Source organism: Cellulosimicrobium sp. PMB13 (genome assembly GCF_051294865.1).
Classification (GTDB): Bacteria; Actinomycetota; Actinomycetes; order Actinomycetales; family Cellulomonadaceae; genus Cellulosimicrobium.
Genome location: NZ_CP145910.1, coordinates 1,704,983 through 1,724,095, shown reverse-complemented (window position 1 = coordinate 1,724,095; position 19,113 = coordinate 1,704,983). Strand labels below are relative to the sequence as shown.

At 74.0% G+C, this 19,113-nt stretch carries 17 protein-coding genes; 5 read left to right on the top strand and 12 right to left on the bottom strand.

Annotated features, from left to right (window positions below):
- Positions 1-63 precede the first annotated feature (63 nt).
- The gene (locus V5D56_RS08020; protein WP_435738514.1) at positions 64-759 is read right to left on the bottom strand and encodes an NUDIX hydrolase; all 696 of its coding nucleotides are present in this window, start codon (positions 757-759) and stop codon (positions 64-66) included.
- Between the two features lie 115 nt (positions 760-874).
- Between V5D56_RS08020 and V5D56_RS08015 the strand changes: the two genes are divergently transcribed.
- Positions 875-1,570: a uridine kinase family protein gene (locus tag V5D56_RS08015; RefSeq protein WP_435738513.1), complete on the top strand. Its 696-nt coding sequence runs from the start codon at positions 875-877 to the stop codon at positions 1,568-1,570.
- A gap of 67 nt (positions 1,571-1,637) precedes the next feature.
- On the opposite strand, the gene V5D56_RS08010 is transcribed toward V5D56_RS08015, so the two are convergent.
- Positions 1,638-2,486, bottom strand: coding sequence for a putative protein N(5)-glutamine methyltransferase (locus V5D56_RS08010; protein ID WP_435738512.1), 849 nt, complete (start codon positions 2,484-2,486; stop codon positions 1,638-1,640).
- Between the two features lie 169 nt (positions 2,487-2,655).
- Here V5D56_RS08010 and V5D56_RS08005 point away from each other — a divergent pair, with 169 nt between their 5' ends.
- Both V5D56_RS08005 and V5D56_RS08000 read left to right on the top strand, forming a co-directional pair.
- Positions 2,656-4,047, top strand: coding sequence for an enolase C-terminal domain-like protein (locus tag V5D56_RS08005; RefSeq protein WP_435738979.1), 1,392 nt, complete (start codon positions 2,656-2,658; stop codon positions 4,045-4,047).
- Positions 4,048-4,121: 74 nt separating this feature from the next.
- Positions 4,122-4,838: a FadR/GntR family transcriptional regulator gene (locus tag V5D56_RS08000; protein WP_435738511.1), complete on the top strand. Its 717-nt coding sequence runs from the start codon at positions 4,122-4,124 to the stop codon at positions 4,836-4,838.
- A 75-nt stretch (positions 4,839-4,913) separates the two neighbouring features.
- Here the strand turns inward: V5D56_RS08000 and V5D56_RS07995 are convergent, their stop codons facing one another.
- From V5D56_RS07995 to V5D56_RS07950, 10 genes are all read right to left on the bottom strand, one after another.
- Positions 4,914-5,783, bottom strand: a complete 870-nt coding sequence (locus V5D56_RS07995) for a fumarylacetoacetate hydrolase family protein (protein ID WP_435738510.1) — start codon at positions 5,781-5,783, stop codon at positions 4,914-4,916.
- Positions 5,784-5,863: 80 nt separating this feature from the next.
- A complete protein-coding gene (locus V5D56_RS07990) occupies positions 5,864-6,829 on the bottom strand; it encodes an aldo/keto reductase (RefSeq protein ID WP_435738509.1) in 966 nt (321 codons plus the stop codon).
- A 101-nt stretch (positions 6,830-6,930) separates the two neighbouring features.
- A complete protein-coding gene (locus tag V5D56_RS07985; RefSeq protein WP_435738508.1) occupies positions 6,931-7,710 on the bottom strand; it encodes an SDR family NAD(P)-dependent oxidoreductase in 780 nt (259 codons plus the stop codon).
- Positions 7,707-8,711 (bottom strand): amidohydrolase family protein, encoded by a 1,005-nt coding sequence (locus V5D56_RS07980; RefSeq protein ID WP_435738507.1) that lies wholly within the window; start codon positions 8,709-8,711, stop codon positions 7,707-7,709. The genes V5D56_RS07985 and V5D56_RS07980 overlap by 4 nt, the downstream gene beginning before the upstream one ends.
- A gap of 148 nt (positions 8,712-8,859) precedes the next feature.
- Entirely contained in the window at positions 8,860-9,942 is a 1,083-nt protein-coding gene (locus tag V5D56_RS07975) for an LLM class flavin-dependent oxidoreductase (RefSeq protein ID WP_435738506.1), read from the bottom strand.
- The gene (locus V5D56_RS07970; protein WP_435738978.1) at positions 9,939-11,291 is read right to left on the bottom strand and encodes an LLM class flavin-dependent oxidoreductase; all 1,353 of its coding nucleotides are present in this window, start codon (positions 11,289-11,291) and stop codon (positions 9,939-9,941) included. Before V5D56_RS07970 ends, V5D56_RS07975 begins: the two co-directional genes overlap by 4 nt.
- A gap of 89 nt (positions 11,292-11,380) precedes the next feature.
- On the bottom strand, positions 11,381-12,241 hold the full coding sequence (locus tag V5D56_RS07965) for an ABC transporter ATP-binding protein (protein ID WP_435738505.1): 861 nt from the start codon (positions 12,239-12,241) through the stop codon (positions 11,381-11,383).
- A complete protein-coding gene (locus V5D56_RS07960; RefSeq protein WP_435738504.1) occupies positions 12,217-13,080 on the bottom strand; it encodes an ABC transporter permease in 864 nt (287 codons plus the stop codon). The genes V5D56_RS07965 and V5D56_RS07960 overlap by 25 nt, the downstream gene beginning before the upstream one ends.
- Positions 13,077-14,207: an ABC transporter substrate-binding protein gene (locus V5D56_RS07955; protein WP_435738503.1), complete on the bottom strand. Its 1,131-nt coding sequence runs from the start codon at positions 14,205-14,207 to the stop codon at positions 13,077-13,079. The genes V5D56_RS07960 and V5D56_RS07955 overlap by 4 nt, the downstream gene beginning before the upstream one ends.
- Positions 14,208-14,543: 336 nt before the next feature.
- Positions 14,544-17,111: an ATP-dependent Clp protease ATP-binding subunit gene (locus V5D56_RS07950; protein WP_435738502.1), complete on the bottom strand. Its 2,568-nt coding sequence runs from the start codon at positions 17,109-17,111 to the stop codon at positions 14,544-14,546.
- A gap of 304 nt (positions 17,112-17,415) precedes the next feature.
- Between V5D56_RS07950 and V5D56_RS07945 the strand changes: the two genes are divergently transcribed.
- Both V5D56_RS07945 and V5D56_RS07940 read left to right on the top strand, forming a co-directional pair.
- Complete coding sequence (locus V5D56_RS07945; protein WP_435738501.1) at positions 17,416-18,057, top strand: hypothetical protein; 642 nt, start codon at positions 17,416-17,418, stop codon at positions 18,055-18,057.
- A gap of 27 nt (positions 18,058-18,084) precedes the next feature.
- Positions 18,085-19,050, top strand: a complete 966-nt coding sequence (locus V5D56_RS07940; RefSeq protein WP_435738500.1) for a universal stress protein — start codon at positions 18,085-18,087, stop codon at positions 19,048-19,050.
- The last annotated feature ends 63 nt before the right edge of the window (positions 19,051-19,113 follow it).

Sequence of the window (19,113 nt, the reverse complement as noted above, 5' to 3'; positions counted from 1 at the left end):
AGCCGTGGTCACCGACCAGTGTTCTACGTCGGCGACCAGGGCTCTATCTCGCGGACCGGGGCTCTATCTCGGCGCGTGTGCCCGACGGCGGTGGCGGACCTCCCCGAGGACGGTCGCCAGGCGCTCGGGGAAGTCGGGCGGCGTGCCGACCGGCAGGTCGTCGACGGCGAACCACGCGACGTCCTCGCTCTCGTCGCTCACGGTCGTGCGGACGACGGGGTCGGCGAACGCGACGAACCCCACGTCCCAGTGCGTGCGGCACGACCCGAACGCCGCCGCGAGGTCGTGGCGGTGGACGTCGACGGGCGGCGCGGGATCGGCTTGCGGCCCCTCGCCGTCCGGCTCGAAGGGGCTCAGACCGACCAGCCCGCTCTCCTCGCGCGCCTCGCGGTACGCGGCGTCGGCGAGCGTCGCGTCGCCCGGCTCCACGTGTCCACCGACCTGCACCCAGAACTGCCCCTTGCGGTGGAAGCACAGCAGCACGCGCGACAGGTCCGGGCTGAGCACGAAACAGCTCGCCGTGAGGTGCTGCGGACCACCCTCGCGGCGCACCGCGTCGGCGCGCGCGACACCCTGCCGGGCCGCGTCGGGTCGGGCACTGTCGGGTCGGGCAGCGTCGGAGCGCGCGGCGGCACGACCCTGGACGAACGCGACGTACTCGGCGGCGAGCGCCGCCTGCGCGGGATCGGTGGGGCGGAACCTCTCGAGCCGTCGCAGGGCGTCGAGCGCGAGGTCGGCAGCAGGGTCGGTCGAGGTCACCCGGGCAGGGTACGTCGCGGTCACCGAGAAGTGACCTTCCGCCCCGGATCCGGGCGAGAAAGGGGCGGAAGGTCACTTCTCGGCGCGGTCGGCGGGCCTGGGACAATGGGTTCCCGTGAGCGCCAGCCCTGTCGACCCGACCCGCACGGACCTCGTCGGCGGCGATCCGGGCCCTGCCGGTCCGGAGCCCGCCCTGTTCGACCTGCCGCCCGGTTCGCGTGAGGTGCCGACGCGCGTCGTGCTCCTCACGGGCGCGTCGGGTTCGGGCAAGACGTCGCTGACCCGGCGGCTCGGGCTCCCGGTCCTCGCGCTCGACGACTTCTATCTCGACCACGACCACCCCGGCCTCCCGCAGCGGTTCGGCATCGTCGACTGGGACGACCCCCGCAGCTGGGACGCCGACGGCGCGGTCGCGGCGCTCGTCGAGCTCGCACGGACCGGGCACACGGACGTCCCGGTCTACGACATCCCGACGTCGCGCCGCACGGGGACGACGCACGTCGACGTCACCGGGTTCCGCGTCGTGCTGGCCGAGGGCATCTTCGCGGCGGAGATCGTCGAGAGGTGCCGCGACGAGGACGTGCTCGCCGACGCGATCTGCATCAGCCGTCCACGCCTCGTGACGTTCTGGTTCCGGCTGCTGCGCGACCTCGCGGAGAGGCGCAAGCCGCCGCTGACGCTCGTGCGGCGGGGCTGGGCGCTGCTGCGCGCAGAGCCCGGGCTCGTGCGGCACTGGGAGTCGCTCGGCTGTCGGGCGCTCACCCCGGCGCAGGCCGAGAAGGAGATCCGCGCGTTGCTGCGCGCTCCGTGAGATAGCGGGGCCCGGCCGAGGTAGCGACGCCCGACCATGTCGGCGGGGACGTTGAGTCGGTACGTCGCTATCTCGCGGTGCCCACGACGGCGGTCGCGCCGATCTCGTCGTCGCGCACCACGCGGACGGACAGCCCGGCGCGCTCGAGGATCTCGGCGGCGCCCGCTGCCTGTGCCTCGCCCGACTCGGTGAGCAGGTGCCCGCCCGGCGAGAGCCAGGTCGCGGCGTCGGCGGCGACGCGGCGCAGGACGTCGAGCCCGTCCGCTCCGCCGTCGAGCGCGACGCGGTGCTCGTGGTCGCGGGCCTCGGGGGGAAGGTGGGCGATCTCGTCCGTGGGCACGTACGGCACGTTCGCGAGCAGCACGTCGACCCGACCCCGCAGCGCCGCCGGGAGGGCGTCGAAGAGGTCTCCCCCGGACACGGTCCCGCCGACAGGCGCGACGTTGCGGGCCGCGCACGCGACGGCGTCCGGGTCGACGTCGGCCGCATAGAGCTCCACGGGGTCTCCCGCGGCGGCCGCCTCCGTCGCGAGTGCGAGGCCGAGCGCGCCCGTCCCGCAGCACAGGTCGACGACGAGCGGCCTCGCCGGGTCGTGCCCGCCCGGGGTGCCCGACGACGCGCGGCCGGCCCGGCGTCGTCGGGCCAGGAGCGCGAGCGCCTCCGCCACGAGGAGGCTCGTGCGGCGGCGCGGCACGAAGACGCCCGGCGTGACGTGCACGCGCAGCCCGCGGAACTCTGCCCAGCCGAGCACCTGCTCGAGCGGCTCGCCCGCGACCCGGCGCGCGACGAGCGCGTCCAGCGCGCCGTCCGACGACGCGGCGTCGAGCAGCAGCGCGGCCTCGTCCTCGGCGAACACGCAGCCCGCGGAGCGCAGGCGCGCCACGACGTCGGGACGGTCGACCGCCGGTGCACCCATGTCCGGGGACACTACCCGCCCGTCGCGTCACGGCGGTTCCCGATCGCGCGGCGGCGCATCCCTGAGTTGACCTCCCGCCCTCCGTCTCGCTAGGTTGCCGAGAAATCATCAGATGTCTGAGGTCGTCGTGCGGATGCGGCCGGAGGCACCAGCGACGGGCGGCGCGGACATGGCCAGGATCACGAGCGTCGACGTCGAGGACGTCCGCTTCCCGACGTCGCTCACCGCGGACGGCTCCGACGCGATGAACACCGACGCCGACTACTCCGCCGCGTACGTGGTGCTGCGGACGGACGCGACGGACACGCTCGGCCAGCCGCTCGCCGGGCACGGGCTCACGTTCACGATCGGGCGCGGCACCGACCTCGTCGCCGAGGCCGCGCGCCAGCAGGCCGCGACGCTCGTCGGGCGCGACGTCGACGAGCTCGCCGCCGACATGGGCGCAACGTACCGCACGCTCACCTCGGACACGCAGCTGCGCTGGCTGGGACCGGAGAAGGGTGTCGTCCACCTCTCGCTCGCGGCGGTGCTCAACGCGACGTGGGACCTCGTCGCGCGGCGCGCGGGCAAGCCGCTGTGGCGACTGCTCGCCGACCTGACGCCCGCCGAGCTCGTCGCCGTGGCGGACCTGCGCTACCTGTCCGACGCCCTCACGGCGGACGAGGCGGTCGCGCTGCTGGAGGCCAAGGAGTCCACGAAGGCCGAGCGCATCTCCCACCTCGAGCGGACCGGCTACCCCGTCTACACGACGTCGGCCGGCTGGCTCGGCTACGACGACACCACGCTCCGGCGGCTGTGCCAGGAGGCCGTCGACGCCGGGTACGGGCACCTCAAGCTCAAGGTCGGCGCGGACCCCGAGGACGACGTCCGCCGCCTCACGATCGCGCGCGAGGTCATCGGCCCCGACCGTCGTCTGATGATCGACGCGAACCAGGTGTGGGACGTGCCCGAGGCGATCGACCGGGTGCGGTCGCTCGCGCGCTTCGACCCGCTGTGGATCGAGGAGCCGACGTCGCCCGACGACGTGCTGGGCCACGCCGCGATCCGTCGCGCGGTCGCCCCCGTCGGCGTCGCGACCGGGGAGCACTGCCACAACCGCGTGATGTTCAAGCAGCTCTTCCAGGCCGGCGCGATCGACTACTGCCAGCTCGACACGGGCCGGCTCGCGAGCGTCAACGAGATCGTCGCCGTCCTGCTGCTCGCGGCGAAGTTCGGCGTGCCGGTGTGCCCGCACGCGGGTGGCGTCGGGCTGTGCGAGATGGTCCAGCACGTCTCGGTGCTCGACTACGTCGCCGTGTCGGGCGACCTCACGGACCGGGTCACGGAGTACGTCGACCACCTGCACGAGCACTTCACGGACCCGTGCGTCGTGACGGACGCCGGCGCCGGGAGCGGCTACGTGCTCCCGTCCCTGCCGGGCTACTCGACGCAGATGCACCCCGCGTCGGTCGCGCGCTTCCGCTTCCCCGGGGGGTCGTACTGGACGACCGAGCACGACGCCGCGGTCGCCGCCCGTCGCGGCGCCCGGCAGCCGTCCCCGGCACCGGCCGCCGCCCGGTAGGCAGGACGGCCCGGTAGGCAGGACTGCCCGGCAGGCAGGACGGCCCGACCGACCCGGTGCGCGATACTCGTCGCATGTCCCGCACGGATGAGGTCGTCGACGGCATCAAGCGCATGATCCTCGACGGGACGCTCGGTCCCGGCGACCGGCTCCCCGTCGAGAAGGACCTCGCCGAGTCGCTCGGCGTCTCGCGCGGGTCCCTCCGCGAGGGCGTCCGGGCGCTGTCGATCCTCGGCGTCGTGGACACGCGCCAGGGCGACGGCACCTACGTCACGAGCCTCGACCCGCAGCGGCTGCTCGCCCCGATGGGGTTCGTCGTCGACCTGCAGGGCGAGAGCAGCGCCCTGTCGTTCCACGCCGTGCGCAGGGTCCTGGAGACAGAGGCGGCCGCGCTCGCCGCGGCCCGGATCACGCCCGGGGCGCTCGCGGAGGCACGGCGCGTCCTCGACGGTGTCGACGACGTCCTCGCCGCGACCCCGGTCGACCACGAGCGGTTCATCGAGGCCGACATCGCGTTCCACCGCGTCGTCGCCGAGCAGGCCGGCAACCCGGTGCTCGCCGCGCTCGTCGAGTCGCTCGCGAGCCGCACGGTCCGCGAGCGCCTGTGGCGGGGCCTGCACGAGGACGGCGCCGAGCAGCGCACGCACGACGAGCACGAGGCGATCTGGCGCGCCCTCGCGGACCGCGACCCCGAGCGCGCGCGGATCCGCATGGCGAACCACCTGCTCGGCGTCGAGGAGTCCCTCCGCGGGGGCACCGCGATCGGGGACGTGCCCGACGGCGACGCCTGAGTCCCCCGTCCGGGCGTCACCCGGGCGCCACCCCGGTGCTGGCTCGCGCGACCGCTACCTCGCGCGACCGGGGTGCTACCTCGCGGCCCCCGGCTGCTGCGTCGCGGCGAACACGTGCCGCTGGCGCCCGATCCCCTCGATGTCGATCTCGACGACGTCGCCGTCGCGCAGGTACGGGAACCGGCCCGAGAAGCCCACGCCCTCCGGGGTACCGGTGCAGACGAGGTCGCCGGGCTCGAGGGTCATGTACTGCGACAGGTGCCACACGAGGTAGGGGACGTCGAAGATCATGTCGGCGGTCGACGAGTCCTGGCGCGGCTCGCCGTTGACCCAGGAGCGCAGGCGCAGGTCGGAGGCGTCGAGCTCGTCGGCGGGGCGCAGCGCGGGGCCCGTGGGCGCGAAGCCGGGCCCGCACTTGCCCTTCGACCACTGCCCGAGCGACTCCTCCATCTGCCAGGCGCGCTCGCTCACGTCGTCCACGACCGTGTACCCGGCCACGTGGGCGAGCGCCTCGTCGGGCGAGGCGAGGTAGCTCGCGGTGCGACCGATCACGACGCCGAGCTCGACCTCCCAGTCGGTCTTCTCCGACCCCGGCGGGATGGGCACGATGTCGTCCGGCCCGACGACCGTGTTCGGGTGCTTGAGGAACACGATCGGGGTCGACGGCGGCTCGGCGCCCGACTCGGCGGCGTGCGCCGCGTAGTTCTGCCCGATGCAGACGACCGCGGTCGGGCGGGCGACCGGCGCGCCGCGGCGCAGGTCGTCGGCGCCGTCCAGCACGGGCAGGTCGCCCGTGGCGAGCGCCGCGCGCGTCCGGGCGACGCCGTCGGACGCGAGGAACGCGCCGTCGACGTCGGCGGTCAGGGGGCGCAGGTCGTAGGTCGTGCCCTCGTGCGCGACGGCGGGGATCTCCTGGCCGGTGGGGCCCAGGCGGAGCAGGTGCATCGTGTCCTCGGTGGTTCGGCGGGATGGTCGGGCAGATGGTCGGGCGGGTGGTCCGGCGCGAGAGTCGGAGCGGGGTCGGCTCAGGCGAACGCGGCCGGGTGGGCCGCGGGGTCGAGCAGCCCGGCGGTGACGAGGTCCGTCCACAGAGCGGCGGGGACGCGGGCTGCCGCGCGGGCGACGGTCTCGCGGACCTGGCGCGGCGTGCGGAGCCCGACGACGGTGCTCGCGACGGCCGGGTGGGTGCGGACGTAGGCGAGGGCCGCCTCGGGCAGGGTCACGCCGTGGTCGGCGCACACGGCCGCGGTCCGCCGCGTCCGGTCGAGCAGCGGCGCGGGTGCCTGGGCGTAGTCGTAGGTCGCGTCGTCGGGCGGGTCGTCGCGTGCGAGGAGACCGGAGTTGTACACGCCCGCGACGACCACCGCGACGCCCCGCTGCGCCGCGGCGGGCAGCAGGTCGTCCAGGGCCGGTTGCTCGAGCAGCGTGAACCGGCCCGCGCACATCACGACGTCGACGTCGGTCTCGCGCACGAACCGCGCGAGCATCGCGGACTGGTTCATGCCCGCACCGACAGCGCCGACGACGCCCTGCTCGCGCAGCTCGAGGAGCGCGGGCAGCGCCTCGCGGAACGCCTGGTCCTCGTGCTCGTCCGGGTCGTGGAGGTAGACGACGTCGACCCGGTCGAGGCCCGTGCGCTCGAGGCTGCCCTCGAGCGAGCGCAGGACGCCGTCACGCGAGAAGTCCCACACGCGGCGCGCGTCGGCGGGGACGTCGAAGAGGTCCGGGTCCTTCTCGTGCGCGGTGCCGGGCGACGGGACGAGGAGCCGGCCGACCTTGGTCGACACGACGACCTCGTCGCGCGGGCGGTCCCGCAGGGCCGCGCCGACCCGGCGTTCCGACAGCCCCAGACCGTAGTGGGGCGCGGTGTCGACGTACCGGATGCCGGCGTCCCACGCGACGTCGACCGCGGCCCGGGTCTCGGCGTCCGACGTCGGCCGGTAGAGGTTGCCCGCCTGCGCCGCCCCGTACCCGAGCGGCGTGAGCCGCACGGGAGTATCGCGGATCCTCCGGGTCGGGAGCCCGGTCCCGCTCGGCAGGGTCCCGCCCCTCTCCTCACCGGCGCTGGGGACGTCCCTCTCCTCCCCGGCCCTCATGACGCCGCGGGCGGGCGGACCCGCAGGTGGTGCATCCCGCCGTCGACGGCGAGCGCCTCGCCCGTCGTCGCGACGGCGAGCGGGCTCGCGAGGTAGCACACCGCGTGCGCCACGGCCTCGGGGCTCACGAGGCGGCCGGTGGGCTGGCGCGCCTCCAGCGCGGCACGCTCGGCCGCGGGGTCGTCGGCGGCGTCGAGCAGGCGCCCGACCCACGGGGTGTCGACCGTGCCCGGGTTGACGCAGTTGACGCGGATCCCCTCGCGCACGTGGTCGGCGGCCATCGCGAGCGTGAGCGCCTGGACCGCGCCCTTCGACGCCGAGTACAGCGCACGGGCGGGCAGCCCGGTCCACGCGGCGATCGACGACATGTTGACGACGGCGGGGTGCGCCGAGCGGCGCAGGTGCGGCAGCGCGGCGCGGGTCACGCGCACGATGCCGAGCACGTTGACGTCCAGGACGCGCAGCCACTCGGCGTCGTCGTTGTCCGCGACCGTGCCCTGCGCGCCGATCCCCGCGTTGTTCACGACGACGTCGATCCCGCCCATCGCGTGCGCCGCCCCCTCGACGGCGGACCGCACGGCCGCGTCGTCGGTGACGTCGGCGACCAGGGCGTGCGCGCCGTCGGGCACGCCGTCGGCCGTCCGGTCGATCGACGTGACGACGGCGCCGCGCGCGAGCATCGCGACGACGGTCGCGGCGCCGATCCCGGACGCGCCGCCCGTCACGACGGCGCGGACGCCGTCGAGCTCGCGGAGAGGTGTGGTGCTGCTCGTCACGGGTGGATCTCCTGGGTCGCAGGGACGGGTACGAAGTCGGTCGGGGCGTAGGGTGCGGGGTCGGGCGCGTGCGTGGCGGCGTCCGCGGGTGCGGCGCCGGCAGCGTGCGCCGTGGACGACGACGCGGCGCGCGGCAACCCGTAGACGCGGCGCGCTGTCGCACCGAGGACCGCTGCCTGCTCGGTCTCGGACAGTCCCGCGACGAGGTCCCGCGCGGTCGCGAGCCAGCGACCGTAGCCGCTCGCGAGCAGGCACACGGGCCAGTCGGAGCCGAACATCAGGCGGTCCGGCCCGAAGACCTCGATCGCGTGGTCGGCGGCGGGGCGCAGGTCGCCGCTCGTCCACGCGTCCCAGCGCGCCTCGGTGACGAGCCCCGACAGCTTCGCGGACACGTTCTCCAGCGCGGCGAGGGCCGACAGGTCGGCGCGCCAGGCTTGGAGGTCGGGCCTCGCGCCCGCCGGGCCTGTCGCGAGCGGCGGCTTGCCCAGGTGGTCGAGGACGAGGGGCACGTCGGGAAGGGCGGCGGCGAGCCGCGCCGCGGCGGGAAGCTGGTGGTCGCGCACGACGAGGTCGTACACGAGCCCCGCGGCCCCGACCGCGGCGATGCCCGCGCGCACGTCGGGCCGGTCGAGGTAGCCCGGGTCGGGCTCGTCCTGCACCATCGCCCGGACCCCGACGAGCCGGTCGCCTCCCGGGCCCTCGCGCAGCGCGGCGATCCGGTCGGGCAGGTCGGCGGCGGTGAGGTCCGCCCAGACGACGGCGCCCGCGACGTGCGCAGCCCGCCCTTCGGCGGAGCCCGCGACGGCGAGGAGCTCGCTCGACTCCGACCACAGGCTCGCGGACTGCACGACGACGGTCGCGGCCACCCCGTGCCGTGCGGCGGGAAGGTCGGCCGGCGTGAAGTCGGCGTCGATCGCCGCCATCGTCACCGGGTCGACCCAGTCCTGCGGCGTGCGCGCGCGAACCCACAGGTGGTGGTGGGCGTCCACGACGTCGTGCACGATGAGTCTCCTCCGGAGCGGGGCGATTCATCCAACCTATCGCATCGCTCGGGCGCACCGAACCGCGCGGGGACGGCAGACCGCTCGCTCTCGGGAAGGTCTCACCCGGAGGAAAGAGTCGACGTCTGCGTGTCCCCGCGCGGCACGGTCAGGCGCGCAGCAGCGGCAGGAGCTGGTCTCCCTGACGCTCGATCTCGCGCAGGTACGGGGTGTCCGAGAGCACGAAGTGCGTGACGCCCAGGTCCTGGTAGCGGCGCAGCGACTTCGCGACGTCCTGCGCCGAGCCGACGAGCCACGTCGTGCCGGCTCCCCCGCCGCCGAACCTCCCGGGCGTCGTCCACAGGTTCTCGTCGAGCACCTCGCCGCGCGCGGAGAGGTCGAGGAGACGCTGCTGCCCGACGGCGGCCCGCCCACCACGGTCACGCGCGGACCACGCGTCCCCCTGCGCGGCGCGCTCCGCGAGCCGCGCGACCGTGGCCTCGGCGTCGGCCCACGCCTCCTCGGTCGTGTCCCGGACGAACGTCGTGACGCGCAGCCCGAACTCGAGCGGTGCGTGCTCGCGGCCCAGCTCCGCGCTCAGCCGCTTCAGCCGGTCGATCCGTTCCGCGACGCCGTCGAGCGGCTCGCCCCAGAAGAGCTGCACGTCGGCCTCGGTCGCGGCGACCCGCTCGGCGGCCTCCGACGCGCCACCGAAGTAGAGCCGCGGGTGCTTGCGCTCGCCCCGGACCACGGGCCGTGGCCCGAGCCGGGAGCCGGTGACGGAGAAGTGCTCGCCCTCGAAGGTGACCTCCTCCTGCGTCCACAGGCGCCGGACGATCTGGAGGAACTCCCGCGTGCGCGCGTACCGGTGCACGGGGTCGGCCTCGCCGTCCCCGTACGCCGCCTGCCCGTCCGACCCCGAGACGATGTTCACGAGGAGCCGGCCACCGCTCAGGTGGTCGAGCGTCGCGGCGGCCGACGCGAAGTGCGCCGGTCGCCAGAACCCCGGCCGGATCGCGACGAGCGGCTTGAACGTCGTCGTGCGGGCCGCGAGCGCCGTCGCCACGGTGAACGTGTCGGGACGCCCCCAGCTCGTCCCGAGCAGCGCCCCTCCCCAGCCGTGCCGCTCCAGCGCGTGCGCGTGGCGCGTGAGCGTGTCGAGGCTGTTGTGGTCCTCGACCACGTCGTCGCCGCGGTGACCGGGACGGACCTGGTTCGGGACGTACCAGAGGTGCTCCGACGCGCCGCTCATGCCAGGGCTCCGGCGAGGTCCGGGATCGCGGGCTCGGCCGCGTCCGTCGTCGGTCCGGACGGCGCCGCGTACCGGTTGGCCGGACGGTCGAGCCCGTAGTGCTCGCGCAGCGTCGTGCCCTCGTACTCGTCGCGGAACAGGCCGCGCTCGCGCAGCACGGGCAGCACGTGGTCGACGAACTGCTCGAGCCCCGACGGCAGGACCGCGGGCATGATGTTGAACCCGTCGGCGGCCTCGGCGTCGTACCAGTCCTGGATCGCGTCGGCGACCTGCTCGGGCGTGCCCGCGACCGTGCGGTGGCCGCGTCCGCCGCCGAGCCGGCCGATGAGCTCGCGCACGGTGAGCCGCTCGCGCCGCGCGAGCTCGACGACCAGCGTGTACCGGCTCTTCGCCCCCTCGATCTCGTCCTCGGACGGCAGGTCGGCGGGCAGCTCGCGGTCGAGCGGGAGGTCCTCGGGTGCGAGACGCAGGGTCTTCGCGAGCTGGGCCCGCGCGTACTCGGGGACGATGAGCTCGTCGAGCGCGCGCTCCACGGCGAGCGCCTCGGCCTCGGTCGACCCGATGACCGGCACGATCCCCGGCAGGATCCGCACGGCCCCGGGGTCCCGGCCCGCTGCCGCCGCCCGTGCCTTGAGGTCGGCGTAGAAGGCCTGCGCGTCGCCGAGGGTCTGGTGCGCCGTGAACACCGCCTCCGCGTACCGCGCCGCGAGGTCCTTGCCGTCCTCGGACGACCCGGCCTGCACGATGAGCGGTCGCGCCTGCGGGGACCGGGGCGTCGTGAGCGCGCCGTGCACCGAGAAGTGCTCGCCGACGTGCCCCGGCGCGTGGATCTTCGTCGCGTCCGCCCACACGCCCGCCGCCTTGTCGGCGAGCACGGCGTCGTCCTCCCACGAGTCCCAGAGCGCGAACGCGACCTCGAGGAACTCCGCGGCGCGCTCGTAGCGCACCGCGTGGGCGGGCTGGTCGTCGAGGCCGAAGTTGCGCGCGATGTCCGGACCGGCCGTCGTCACGACGTTCCAGCCGGCACGACCGCCCGAGACGTGGTCGATCGACGCGAACCGCCGTGCGAGGTTGTACGGCGAGTTGTACGTCGTCGACGCGGTCGCGACGAGCCCGATGCGCTCGGTCACGGCGGCGATCGCGGTGAGCACGATGAGCGGGTCGAGCGACCCCGACGGGCGGCGGCCCACGTCGGACCGCAGCCCCGGCCCGTCGGCGAAGAAGATCGAGTCGAGCTTGCCTGCCTCGGCGATCTGCGCGAGCCGCTGGAGGTGCGCGATGTTCGTCGAGGTCCACGCGGGGTCGCTCTCGGGGAGCCGCCAGGACGCCTCGTGGTGCCCGGTGCTCATGAGGAAGGCGTTGAGGTGCAGCCGTCCGGGACGGTGGCCGTCGCGGCCAGCGGCGCGGGGGACGCGCGCGGGGCCGGTGATGTCGGTGGTCATGCGGCGTGCTCCTTCGTGTCGGCTCCCCGGTCGACGCCCAGGGCGTCGAGGAGCTCCGTGCGGATGCGGGCGAAGCGGGGGTCCGCGGCGTCGCGCCGCTCCCCCGGTCGGTAGCTGTCGGCGACGCGGCGCTCGCGGGCGATGCGCCCCTCGTCGAGGACGACGACGCGGTCCGCGAGGACGATCGCCTCGTCCACGTCGTGGGTCACGAGCAGGACCGCGGGCCGGTGCCGCGCGCACAGGTCGCGCAGCAGCGCGTGCATGCGGATGCGCGTGAGCGCGTCGAGGGCGCCGAACGGCTCGTCGGCGAGCAGGAGCCGCGGGGAGCGGACGAGCGACCGGGCGAGCGACACGCGCTGCTGCTCGCCACCCGAGAGCTCGTTCGGCCAGGCCCGCTCGCGGCCCGCGAGGCCGACCTCGGCGAGGCTCTCGCGTCCCGCCTCCCGGGCCGTGCTCCGCGACCTGCCCCGGGACGTCGTGCGCGACGCGCCGTCGAGACCGAGGACGACGTTGTCGAGCACGCGCGCCCACGGCAGGAGGCGCGAGTCCTGGAACACGACCGACACCTGATCGGGCACCACGACCTCGCCCGACCCTGCGACGTCGTGGTCGAGCGCCGCGAGCGCGCGCAGGAGCGTGCTCTTGCCCGACCCGGACCTGCCGAGGATCGCGACGAACTCGCCGTCGTCGACCGTGAGGTCCAGGTCGTCGAGGATCCGCTTGTCGCCGTACGACCGCACGAGCGAGCGGACCCGCACGGCCGGACCGGCCGTCGTCGGGCCGGGCGCCGTGCCGGGCGGTCCCGCCGTCACGCTGCCCGACGGCGCCCCGGTCAGTCCTCCAGCGTGCGTCGCCATGACAGCACCCTCCTCTGCAGGAGGCGGACGCCGAGGTCCGCCGAGTAGCCCAGGACCCCGTACACGACGAGGCCGACGAGGATGATCTCCGTCTGCCCGTACGTGCGCGCGAGCTCCATCATGTAGCCGATCCCGGCCGTCGCGTTGACCTGCTCCACCACGACGAGCGCGAGCATCGACCCGGTGACCGCGAAGCGCAGGCCGAGGAAGAACCCGGGGAGCGCGCCGGGCAGGATGACGCGGCGGACGAACTGCCGCCGCGAGAGCTGGACCGTCTCGGCGAGCTCGACGTAGCGGCTGTCGATCGCCCGCAGGCCGTTGTGCGTGTGCAGGTAGATGGGGATGAAGACCCCGAGCGCGATGGTGATGACCTTCATCTCCTCGCCGATCCCGAACCACAGGATCAGCAGCGGCAGGAGGGCGAGGTTGGGGATCGCGCGCTTGACCTGGATCGGGCCGTCGAGGACCGCGTCACCCACCCGGCTGAGCCCCGCGGCGAGGGCGAGCGCCACGCCGGCCACGATGCCGAAGCCCAGGCCGAGCGCGGCGCGCGAGAGCGAGACCGCGAGGTGCCCCCCGAGCCTGCCGTCCGCGACCAGCTCGCTGCCCGTCGTCACGACGGTCCACGGCGCGCTGAGCACCCGCGGGTCGATGAGCCCGGTCGCGGACCCGACCGACCAGACCCCGACGATCAGCGCGACCCCGACGAGGGCGGCGAGCGGGATCGGCCGCCCGAGGCCCAGGCGCGTGCCGCGCGGGCGCACGTCCGTGCTGGCCGCGGGGACGTCGTCGCGCCTCGGGACCGCGACGTCGACCCGGTCGACGACCGCCGCGCTCACTGCGCGCCCCCGTCCCGGGCAGCCGTCGCGGCATCACCCGCGACAGGGCCGAAGCGCTCGTCGAACAGGTCGGCCGCGTCGAACGGCTCCTGGTCGAGCTCGGTCGCGAGCAGGTCGATCGTCGCCTGCGTCCGCTCGACGCCCTCGGTGAGGTCGGACGGGATGTCCGGCACGGGAGCGTTGTCGATGAGGTACTGCGCGTCCTCCTCGCTCATGCCCTGGTCCTCGACGTAGTACCCCTGCTTCCACTCCTCGGGGTGCTCGTCGATCCAGATCTTCGCCTCCGCCCACGCCGCGACGTACTCGCGCAGCGCCGCGGCCTTCGCCGGGTCCTGCACGACCTCCGTCGGCCCGTACAGGTGCGACGCGTCGTCGCGCAGGTGGTGCTTGACGGACGTCGCGCCGTCGGCCTCGTACTTCCCGAGGTAGCGGTAGAGCTGCGTCCCGCCCAGCGGGGCGATGTCCACCTCGCCCGCGGCGAGCGCCGTCGAGTACACGTCGCCCGTGCTCGGGAGCTCGACGAGCTCGACGTCGTCCTGCGTCAGACCTGCCTCCTGCAGGGCCTTGAGGACGATCGCGCCCTGCGCCTGGCCCGGGCTGAACGCGATGCGGTGGCCGCGGAAGTCCTCGAGCGAGTCCAGCTCGACGCCGGGCGCGCCCGCGAACTCGTAGATCGGCACGTCCTCCCAGTTGTCGCGGTACACGGAGGCGTAGATCTGCACGTCCAGCCCGGTCCACGTCGCGTGGATCGGCGGGATCTCGGCGACGGCGCCGATGTCGAGCGAGTCGGCGCGGAACGCCTCGGTCGTGGCCGGGCCGCCGGAGATGTTGGCCCACTCGACCTCGAAAGAGAAGTCGCTGTCGAGCTCGTCGCCGGCGAGCTCGAACGCCTTCTGCGTCGTCGGGTCGCCGATGCGCAGGACCGTCCCCTCCGGGACCTCGGTCGGCAGCTCGGCGTCTGGCGCGAGCGCGCCGGCCGGTGCGTCGTCGGACGCCTGGGCCGCGCTGCACGCGCCGGTCGCGAGGACGGCGGCCAGCGCGAGGCCGGCGAGGGCGGCGGGGCGGGGGCGGCGGGCCGCTGCGCGCACGGTGTCGGCGTGCGGGCCCGTGCGGTGGTGCTCGGTCATGTCAGGTCCTCTCGGGGCGGGTCGGCGGAGGCGCGGTGCGCGCGTCACGGGTGCGCTCGAGAGGGCGACAGCGGGTGGGTGCGGTGGTCGGCGGCGTGGTCGTCATGGGTCACGACGCTAGGTAAAGACGACTAGATCAGTCCAGTTTGTTCTGAGGCGTGGGCAGTTGTAACGCACGGTGAACGAGCCATGACCCGGTCCGGGCACGACGACGGCCCCGGCCCTCCCGCAGGAGGTCCGGGGCCGTCGTGGTCAGGCTGTGCCTGTCGAGCCTGTCGAGCCTGTCGAGCCTGTCGAGCCTGTCAGGCGTCGCGCGTCAGGCGCGGCGGGAGCGTGTCACTCCGCGCCGGCCTGCAGCTCGCCCGTCGGGGGCAGGTCGCGGACCGAGACGCCTGTCGGCGCGTCGAGCGCGGCGGCCGCACCCACGCTCACCGGACCGCGGTCGTGGTCGCCCTTGGAGACACCCCGGAAGGTGAACTCCCCGAGCAGGCCCTCGCCCTCGGCGTCGACCAGGACGATCTCGCCGGCCTTGAGCTCGCCGAACAGGATCTTCTCGGACAGGACGTCCTCGATGTCGCGCTGGATCGCGCGGCGCAGCGGACGGGCGCCCAGGACCGGGTCGTAGCCCTTCTCGGCCAGCAGACGCTTCGCCGCCGGGGTGAGCTCGATGCCCATGTCCTTGTCCCGCAGACGCGAGTCGAGACGCGCGATCATCAGGTCGACGATCTGGATGATCTCGTCCTGCGAGAGCTGCGGGAACACCACCACGTCGTCGACGCGGTTGAGGAACTCGGGCCGGAAGTGCTGCTTGAGCTCGTCGTTGACCTTCGCCTTCATGCGCTCGTACGACGTCACCAGGTCGCCGCCGGCGTTGAAGCCGGTCTGGACGCCCTTGGCGATGTCCCGCGTGCCGAGGTTCGTGGTCATGATGATGACGGTGTTCTTGAAGTCCACGACGCGGCCCTGCGAGTCGGTCAGACGACCGTCCTCGAGGATCTGCAGGAGCGAGTTGAAGATGTCCGCGTGGGCCTTCTCCACCTCGTCGAACAGGACGACCGAGAACGGCTTGCGCCGCACCTTCTCGGTGAGCTGACCACCCTCGTCGTACCCGACGTAGCCGGGAGGCGAGCCGAACAGCCGTGAGACCGTGTGCTTCTCGGAGAACTCCGACATGTCGAGCTGGATGAGCGCGTCCTCGTCCCCGAAGAGGAACTCGGCGAGCGCCTTGGCCAGCTCGGTCTTCCCCACGCCCGTGGGGCCGGCGAAGATGAACGACCCACCGGGGCGCTTCGGGTCCTTGAGGCCCGCACGCGTGCGGCGGATGGCCTGCGACAGCGCCTTGATCGCGGCCTCCTGGCCGACGATGCGCTTGTGCAGCTCGTCCTCCATGTGGAGCAGCCGGCTGGACTCCTCCTCGGTGAGCTTGAAGACCGGGATGCCCGTGGCCATGGCCAGGACCTCGGCGATCAGCTCCTCGTCGACCTCCGCGACCGTGTCGAGGTCGCCCGACTTCCAGGCCTTCTCCTTGTCGGCACGCTTCGCGGTGAGCTGCTTCTCCGTGTCGCGCAGGCCCGCGGCCTTCTCGAAGTCCTGCGCGTCGATCGCGGACTCCTTCTCGCGCCGCGCCTCGGCGATCTCCTCGTCGAGCTCCTTGAGCTCCGGCGGGGCCGTCATGCGGCGGATGCGCAGACGCGCGCCCGCCTCGTCGATGAGGTCGATCGCCTTGTCGGGCAGGAAGCGGTCGTTGATGTAGCGGTCGGCGAGCGTGGCCGCGGAGACGAGCGCGGAGTCCGTGATGGACACGCGGTGGTGCGCCTCGTAGCGGTCGCGCAGACCCTTGAGGATCTCGATCGCGTGCGTGAGCGACGGCTCGGCGACCTGGATCGGCTGGAAGCGGCGCTCCAGGGCCGGGTCCTTCTCGACGTGCTTGCGGTACTCGTCGAGCGTCGTCGCGCCGATGGTCTGCAGCTCTCCGCGCGCGAGCATCGGCTTGAGGATGCTCGCGGCGTCGATCGCGCCCTCGGCGGCACCGGCACCGACGAGCGTGTGGATCTCGTCGATGAACAGGATGATGTCGCCGCGCGTGCGGATCTCCTTGAGCACCTTCTTCAGGCGCTCCTCGAAGTCACCGCGGTAGCGCGAGCCGGCCACGAGGGCGCCCAGGTCCAGCGTGTAGAGCTGCTTGTCCTTGAGCGTCTCCGGGACGTCGCCACGGACGATGTCCTGCGCGAGGCCCTCGACGACGGCCGTCTTGCCGACGCCGGGCTCGCCGATGAGGACGGGGTTGTTCTTGGTGCGGCGGCTCAGCACCTGCATGACGCGCTCGATCTCGAGCGCGCGACCGATGACCGGGTCGAGCTTGCCCTCGCGCGCGGCCTGGGTGAGGTTGCGCCCGAACTGGTCGAGCACCGCGGACCCCGACGGCTGGCCCTCGGTGGGACCGCCGGCGGCGACGGGCTCCTTGCCCTGGTAGCCCGACAGTAGCTGGATGACCTGCTGGCGCACCTTGTTGAGGTCGGCACCCATCTTGGTGAGGACCTGGGCGGCGACGCCCTCGCCCTCGCGGATGAGCCCGAGCAGGATGTGCTCGGTGCCGATGTAGTTGTGGCCGAGCTGCAGCGCCTCGCGCAGCGACAGCTCCAGCACCTTCTTGGCACGCGGCGTGAACGGGATGTGCCCGCTCGGGGCCTGCTGGCCCTCGCCGATGATCTCGGTCACCTGGGTGCGGACGCCGTCCAGGGAGATCCCGAGGGACTCCAAGGCCTTGGCCGCGACGCCCTCGCCCTCGTGGATGAGGCCGAGGAGGATGTGCTCGGTGCCGATGTAGTTGTGGTTGAGCATCCGCGCCTCTTCTTGGGCGAGGACGACGACCCGACGGGCTCGGTCTGTGAATCTCTCGAACATGTGCTGCTCCTCACGAGCGGCCTACACCTGCGCACCGACGTCCCTGGCCTCCAGGAATCGCCGAGTACAGCCTGACCGCATTGACTCTATGCGGTCCGAACGAGGCACACCCCCTCCGTATGCCGTTGTTCGCCAGGGGCGTGATTGAGGGGTCACGCCGTGACCTGCGGCGGTTCGCACCCCGGCGCGCCCGGGTCTCCTGGACGCCCCGGCAGGGGCGACACGCGCCCCGGGCGTTGACCCGGCCTCTCCGCGGCGGCAGGCTCGGGGTGCGGCCCCCGCACCGGCAGAAGGGTGGGCGATCATGACGCACGGACCGGACCAGCAGCCCGAGGAGCCGGCCGCGCGCCGCGAGCCCGGCGCCGTCGGGCGCCCCGACGGGACCCCGGCGACCTGGGAGCAGGTGGTCGACCGGTTCCACGGCGTCGTCGCCGAGGTCGCCGACCCGCTGACCTGGGGCCTCGACCTCGACGAGGAGACCATCACCGGCGTGGGCGACGGCACCCACGACCTCACGGACGAGCGGTTCCTGCGCTCCTACGTCTCGTTCTCCGGGGAGACGCTCGACGTCGAGACGCTGCGCGTCGGTGCGGCCGACGACGAGCAGTCCGCCGAGATCCTGCGCACCGCGCTGAGCAGCGCGCTCGCCGCGCCCCTGCACGCGGACTCCGCGGACGACGACTTCCTCGACTCCTACCAGGAGTACCGCGCGGCGATGCGCGCGATCGTCGAAGAGGTCGAGGCGGCGCCGCTCTCGCGCGCGCCGTTCGTCGTCGACGGCGCCGAGGTCCCCGCCCTGCACGCGCGGGTGCGCGACAGCGCCGCGGTGTACGTCGAGGTGGAGGACCGGGCGGTCGTCGTCGCGGGACCGAACGACCTGCTGGAACGTGTCGACGTCGTGACCGCGCCCCTGCGCGCGATCCTCCACGGCGAGGGCGAGCTCTGAGGGATGGCGGAAGGCGGAGGTGGCGCGGTGCGCGGGGTGATCGTCGGTGTGGACGGGTCCGAGGGGTCGGACGAGGCGCTCGACTGGGCGCTGCACGAGGCCGCGTCGCGCGGGACGCGCCTCACGGCCGTGCTCGCGTGGGACCCGGGGCGTCACGCCGGCCGCGACGACACGGGCGACGACGACGAGCGGGGCGCCCGTCGTCGGGACGCGGTCACCGGCTGGGTCGAGGCGGCGCGCGAGCGCACGGGGCTCGGCACGCAGGACGTCGAGGTCGTCGCGACGGAGGTCCGCGGCAACGCCGCGACGTCCCTGCTGGCGCTCGCGGAAGGCGACACGAAGCGCGCGGGCGAGGTCGCGGGCGAGGCCGAGATCCAGGGCGGCAACGACGACGGCGGCCCCGCAGACGTGCTCGTCGTGGGACGCTGCGGCCGTGGCCGGGTCAGCCGCATGGTGCTCGGGTCGGTGCCGTCGGCGATCCTCCAGCACGCGACGGTGCCGGTCACGGTCGTCCGCGGCACCGCGAACCGGTCGGGGCCGATCGTCGTCGGGGTCGACGGCTCGGCGACGTCCGTGCACGCGCTGCGGCACGGGGCCGACGTCGCCCGCCGGACCGGCGCGACGCTCGAGGCCCTCTTCTGCTGGCAGATCGTCACGCTCGCCCCGCTGCCCGACTCGTGGGGGTGGGCGCCGCCCATCGACGACTACGAGGCCTTCGCCGCCGCGACGCTCGACACCGCGCTCACGACGGCGGGTGTCGACCTGCCCGACGACCGCGTGGTCCGCACGGTCCGGCACGTGCAGGCGGCGAAGGGCGTCATCGAGGCGTCCTCGCACGCGTCCCGGCTCGTGCTCGGCAACCGCGGCGTGGGCGGGTTCGACCGCCTCCTCCTCGGCTCGGTGAGCCGGCACGCCACGGAGTACGCGCACTGCCCGGTCACCGTCGTACGCCCGCCCGACGCGACGCACCCGTCGGGCACCACGGAACCCTGAACCCGGCCCCAGGCGCTCGCTGCTCTGTCGCCTCGCCGAGCCAGGTGACACCGTTGAACGCCG

Bases quoted from the DNA above. Each gene is read 5' to 3' on its own strand.
- V5D56_RS08010 (WP_435738512.1), bottom strand. From the start codon at position 2,486: ATGGGTGCACCGGCGGTCGACCGTCCCGACGTCGTGGCGCGCCTGCGC.
- V5D56_RS07950 (WP_435738502.1), bottom strand. From the start codon at position 17,111: ATGTTCGAGAGATTCACAGACCGAGCCCGTCGGGTCGTCGTCCTCGCC.
- V5D56_RS07945 (WP_435738501.1), top strand. From the start codon at position 17,416: ATGACGCACGGACCGGACCAGCAGCCCGAGGAGCCGGCCGCGCGCCGC.
- V5D56_RS07975 (WP_435738506.1), bottom strand. From the start codon at position 9,942: ATGAGCGGCGCGTCGGAGCACCTCTGGTACGTCCCGAACCAGGTCCGT.
- V5D56_RS08005 (WP_435738979.1), top strand. From the start codon at position 2,656: ATGGCCAGGATCACGAGCGTCGACGTCGAGGACGTCCGCTTCCCGACG.
- V5D56_RS07970 (WP_435738978.1), bottom strand. From the start codon at position 11,291: ATGAGCACCGGGCACCACGAGGCGTCCTGGCGGCTCCCCGAGAGCGAC.
- V5D56_RS07995 (WP_435738510.1), bottom strand. From the start codon at position 5,783: ATGCACCTGCTCCGCCTGGGCCCCACCGGCCAGGAGATCCCCGCCGTC.
- V5D56_RS07965 (WP_435738505.1), bottom strand. From the start codon at position 12,241: ATGGCGACGCACGCTGGAGGACTGACCGGGGCGCCGTCGGGCAGCGTG.
- V5D56_RS08000 (WP_435738511.1), top strand. From the start codon at position 4,122: ATGTCCCGCACGGATGAGGTCGTCGACGGCATCAAGCGCATGATCCTC.
- V5D56_RS07955 (WP_435738503.1), bottom strand. From the start codon at position 14,207: ATGACCGAGCACCACCGCACGGGCCCGCACGCCGACACCGTGCGCGCA.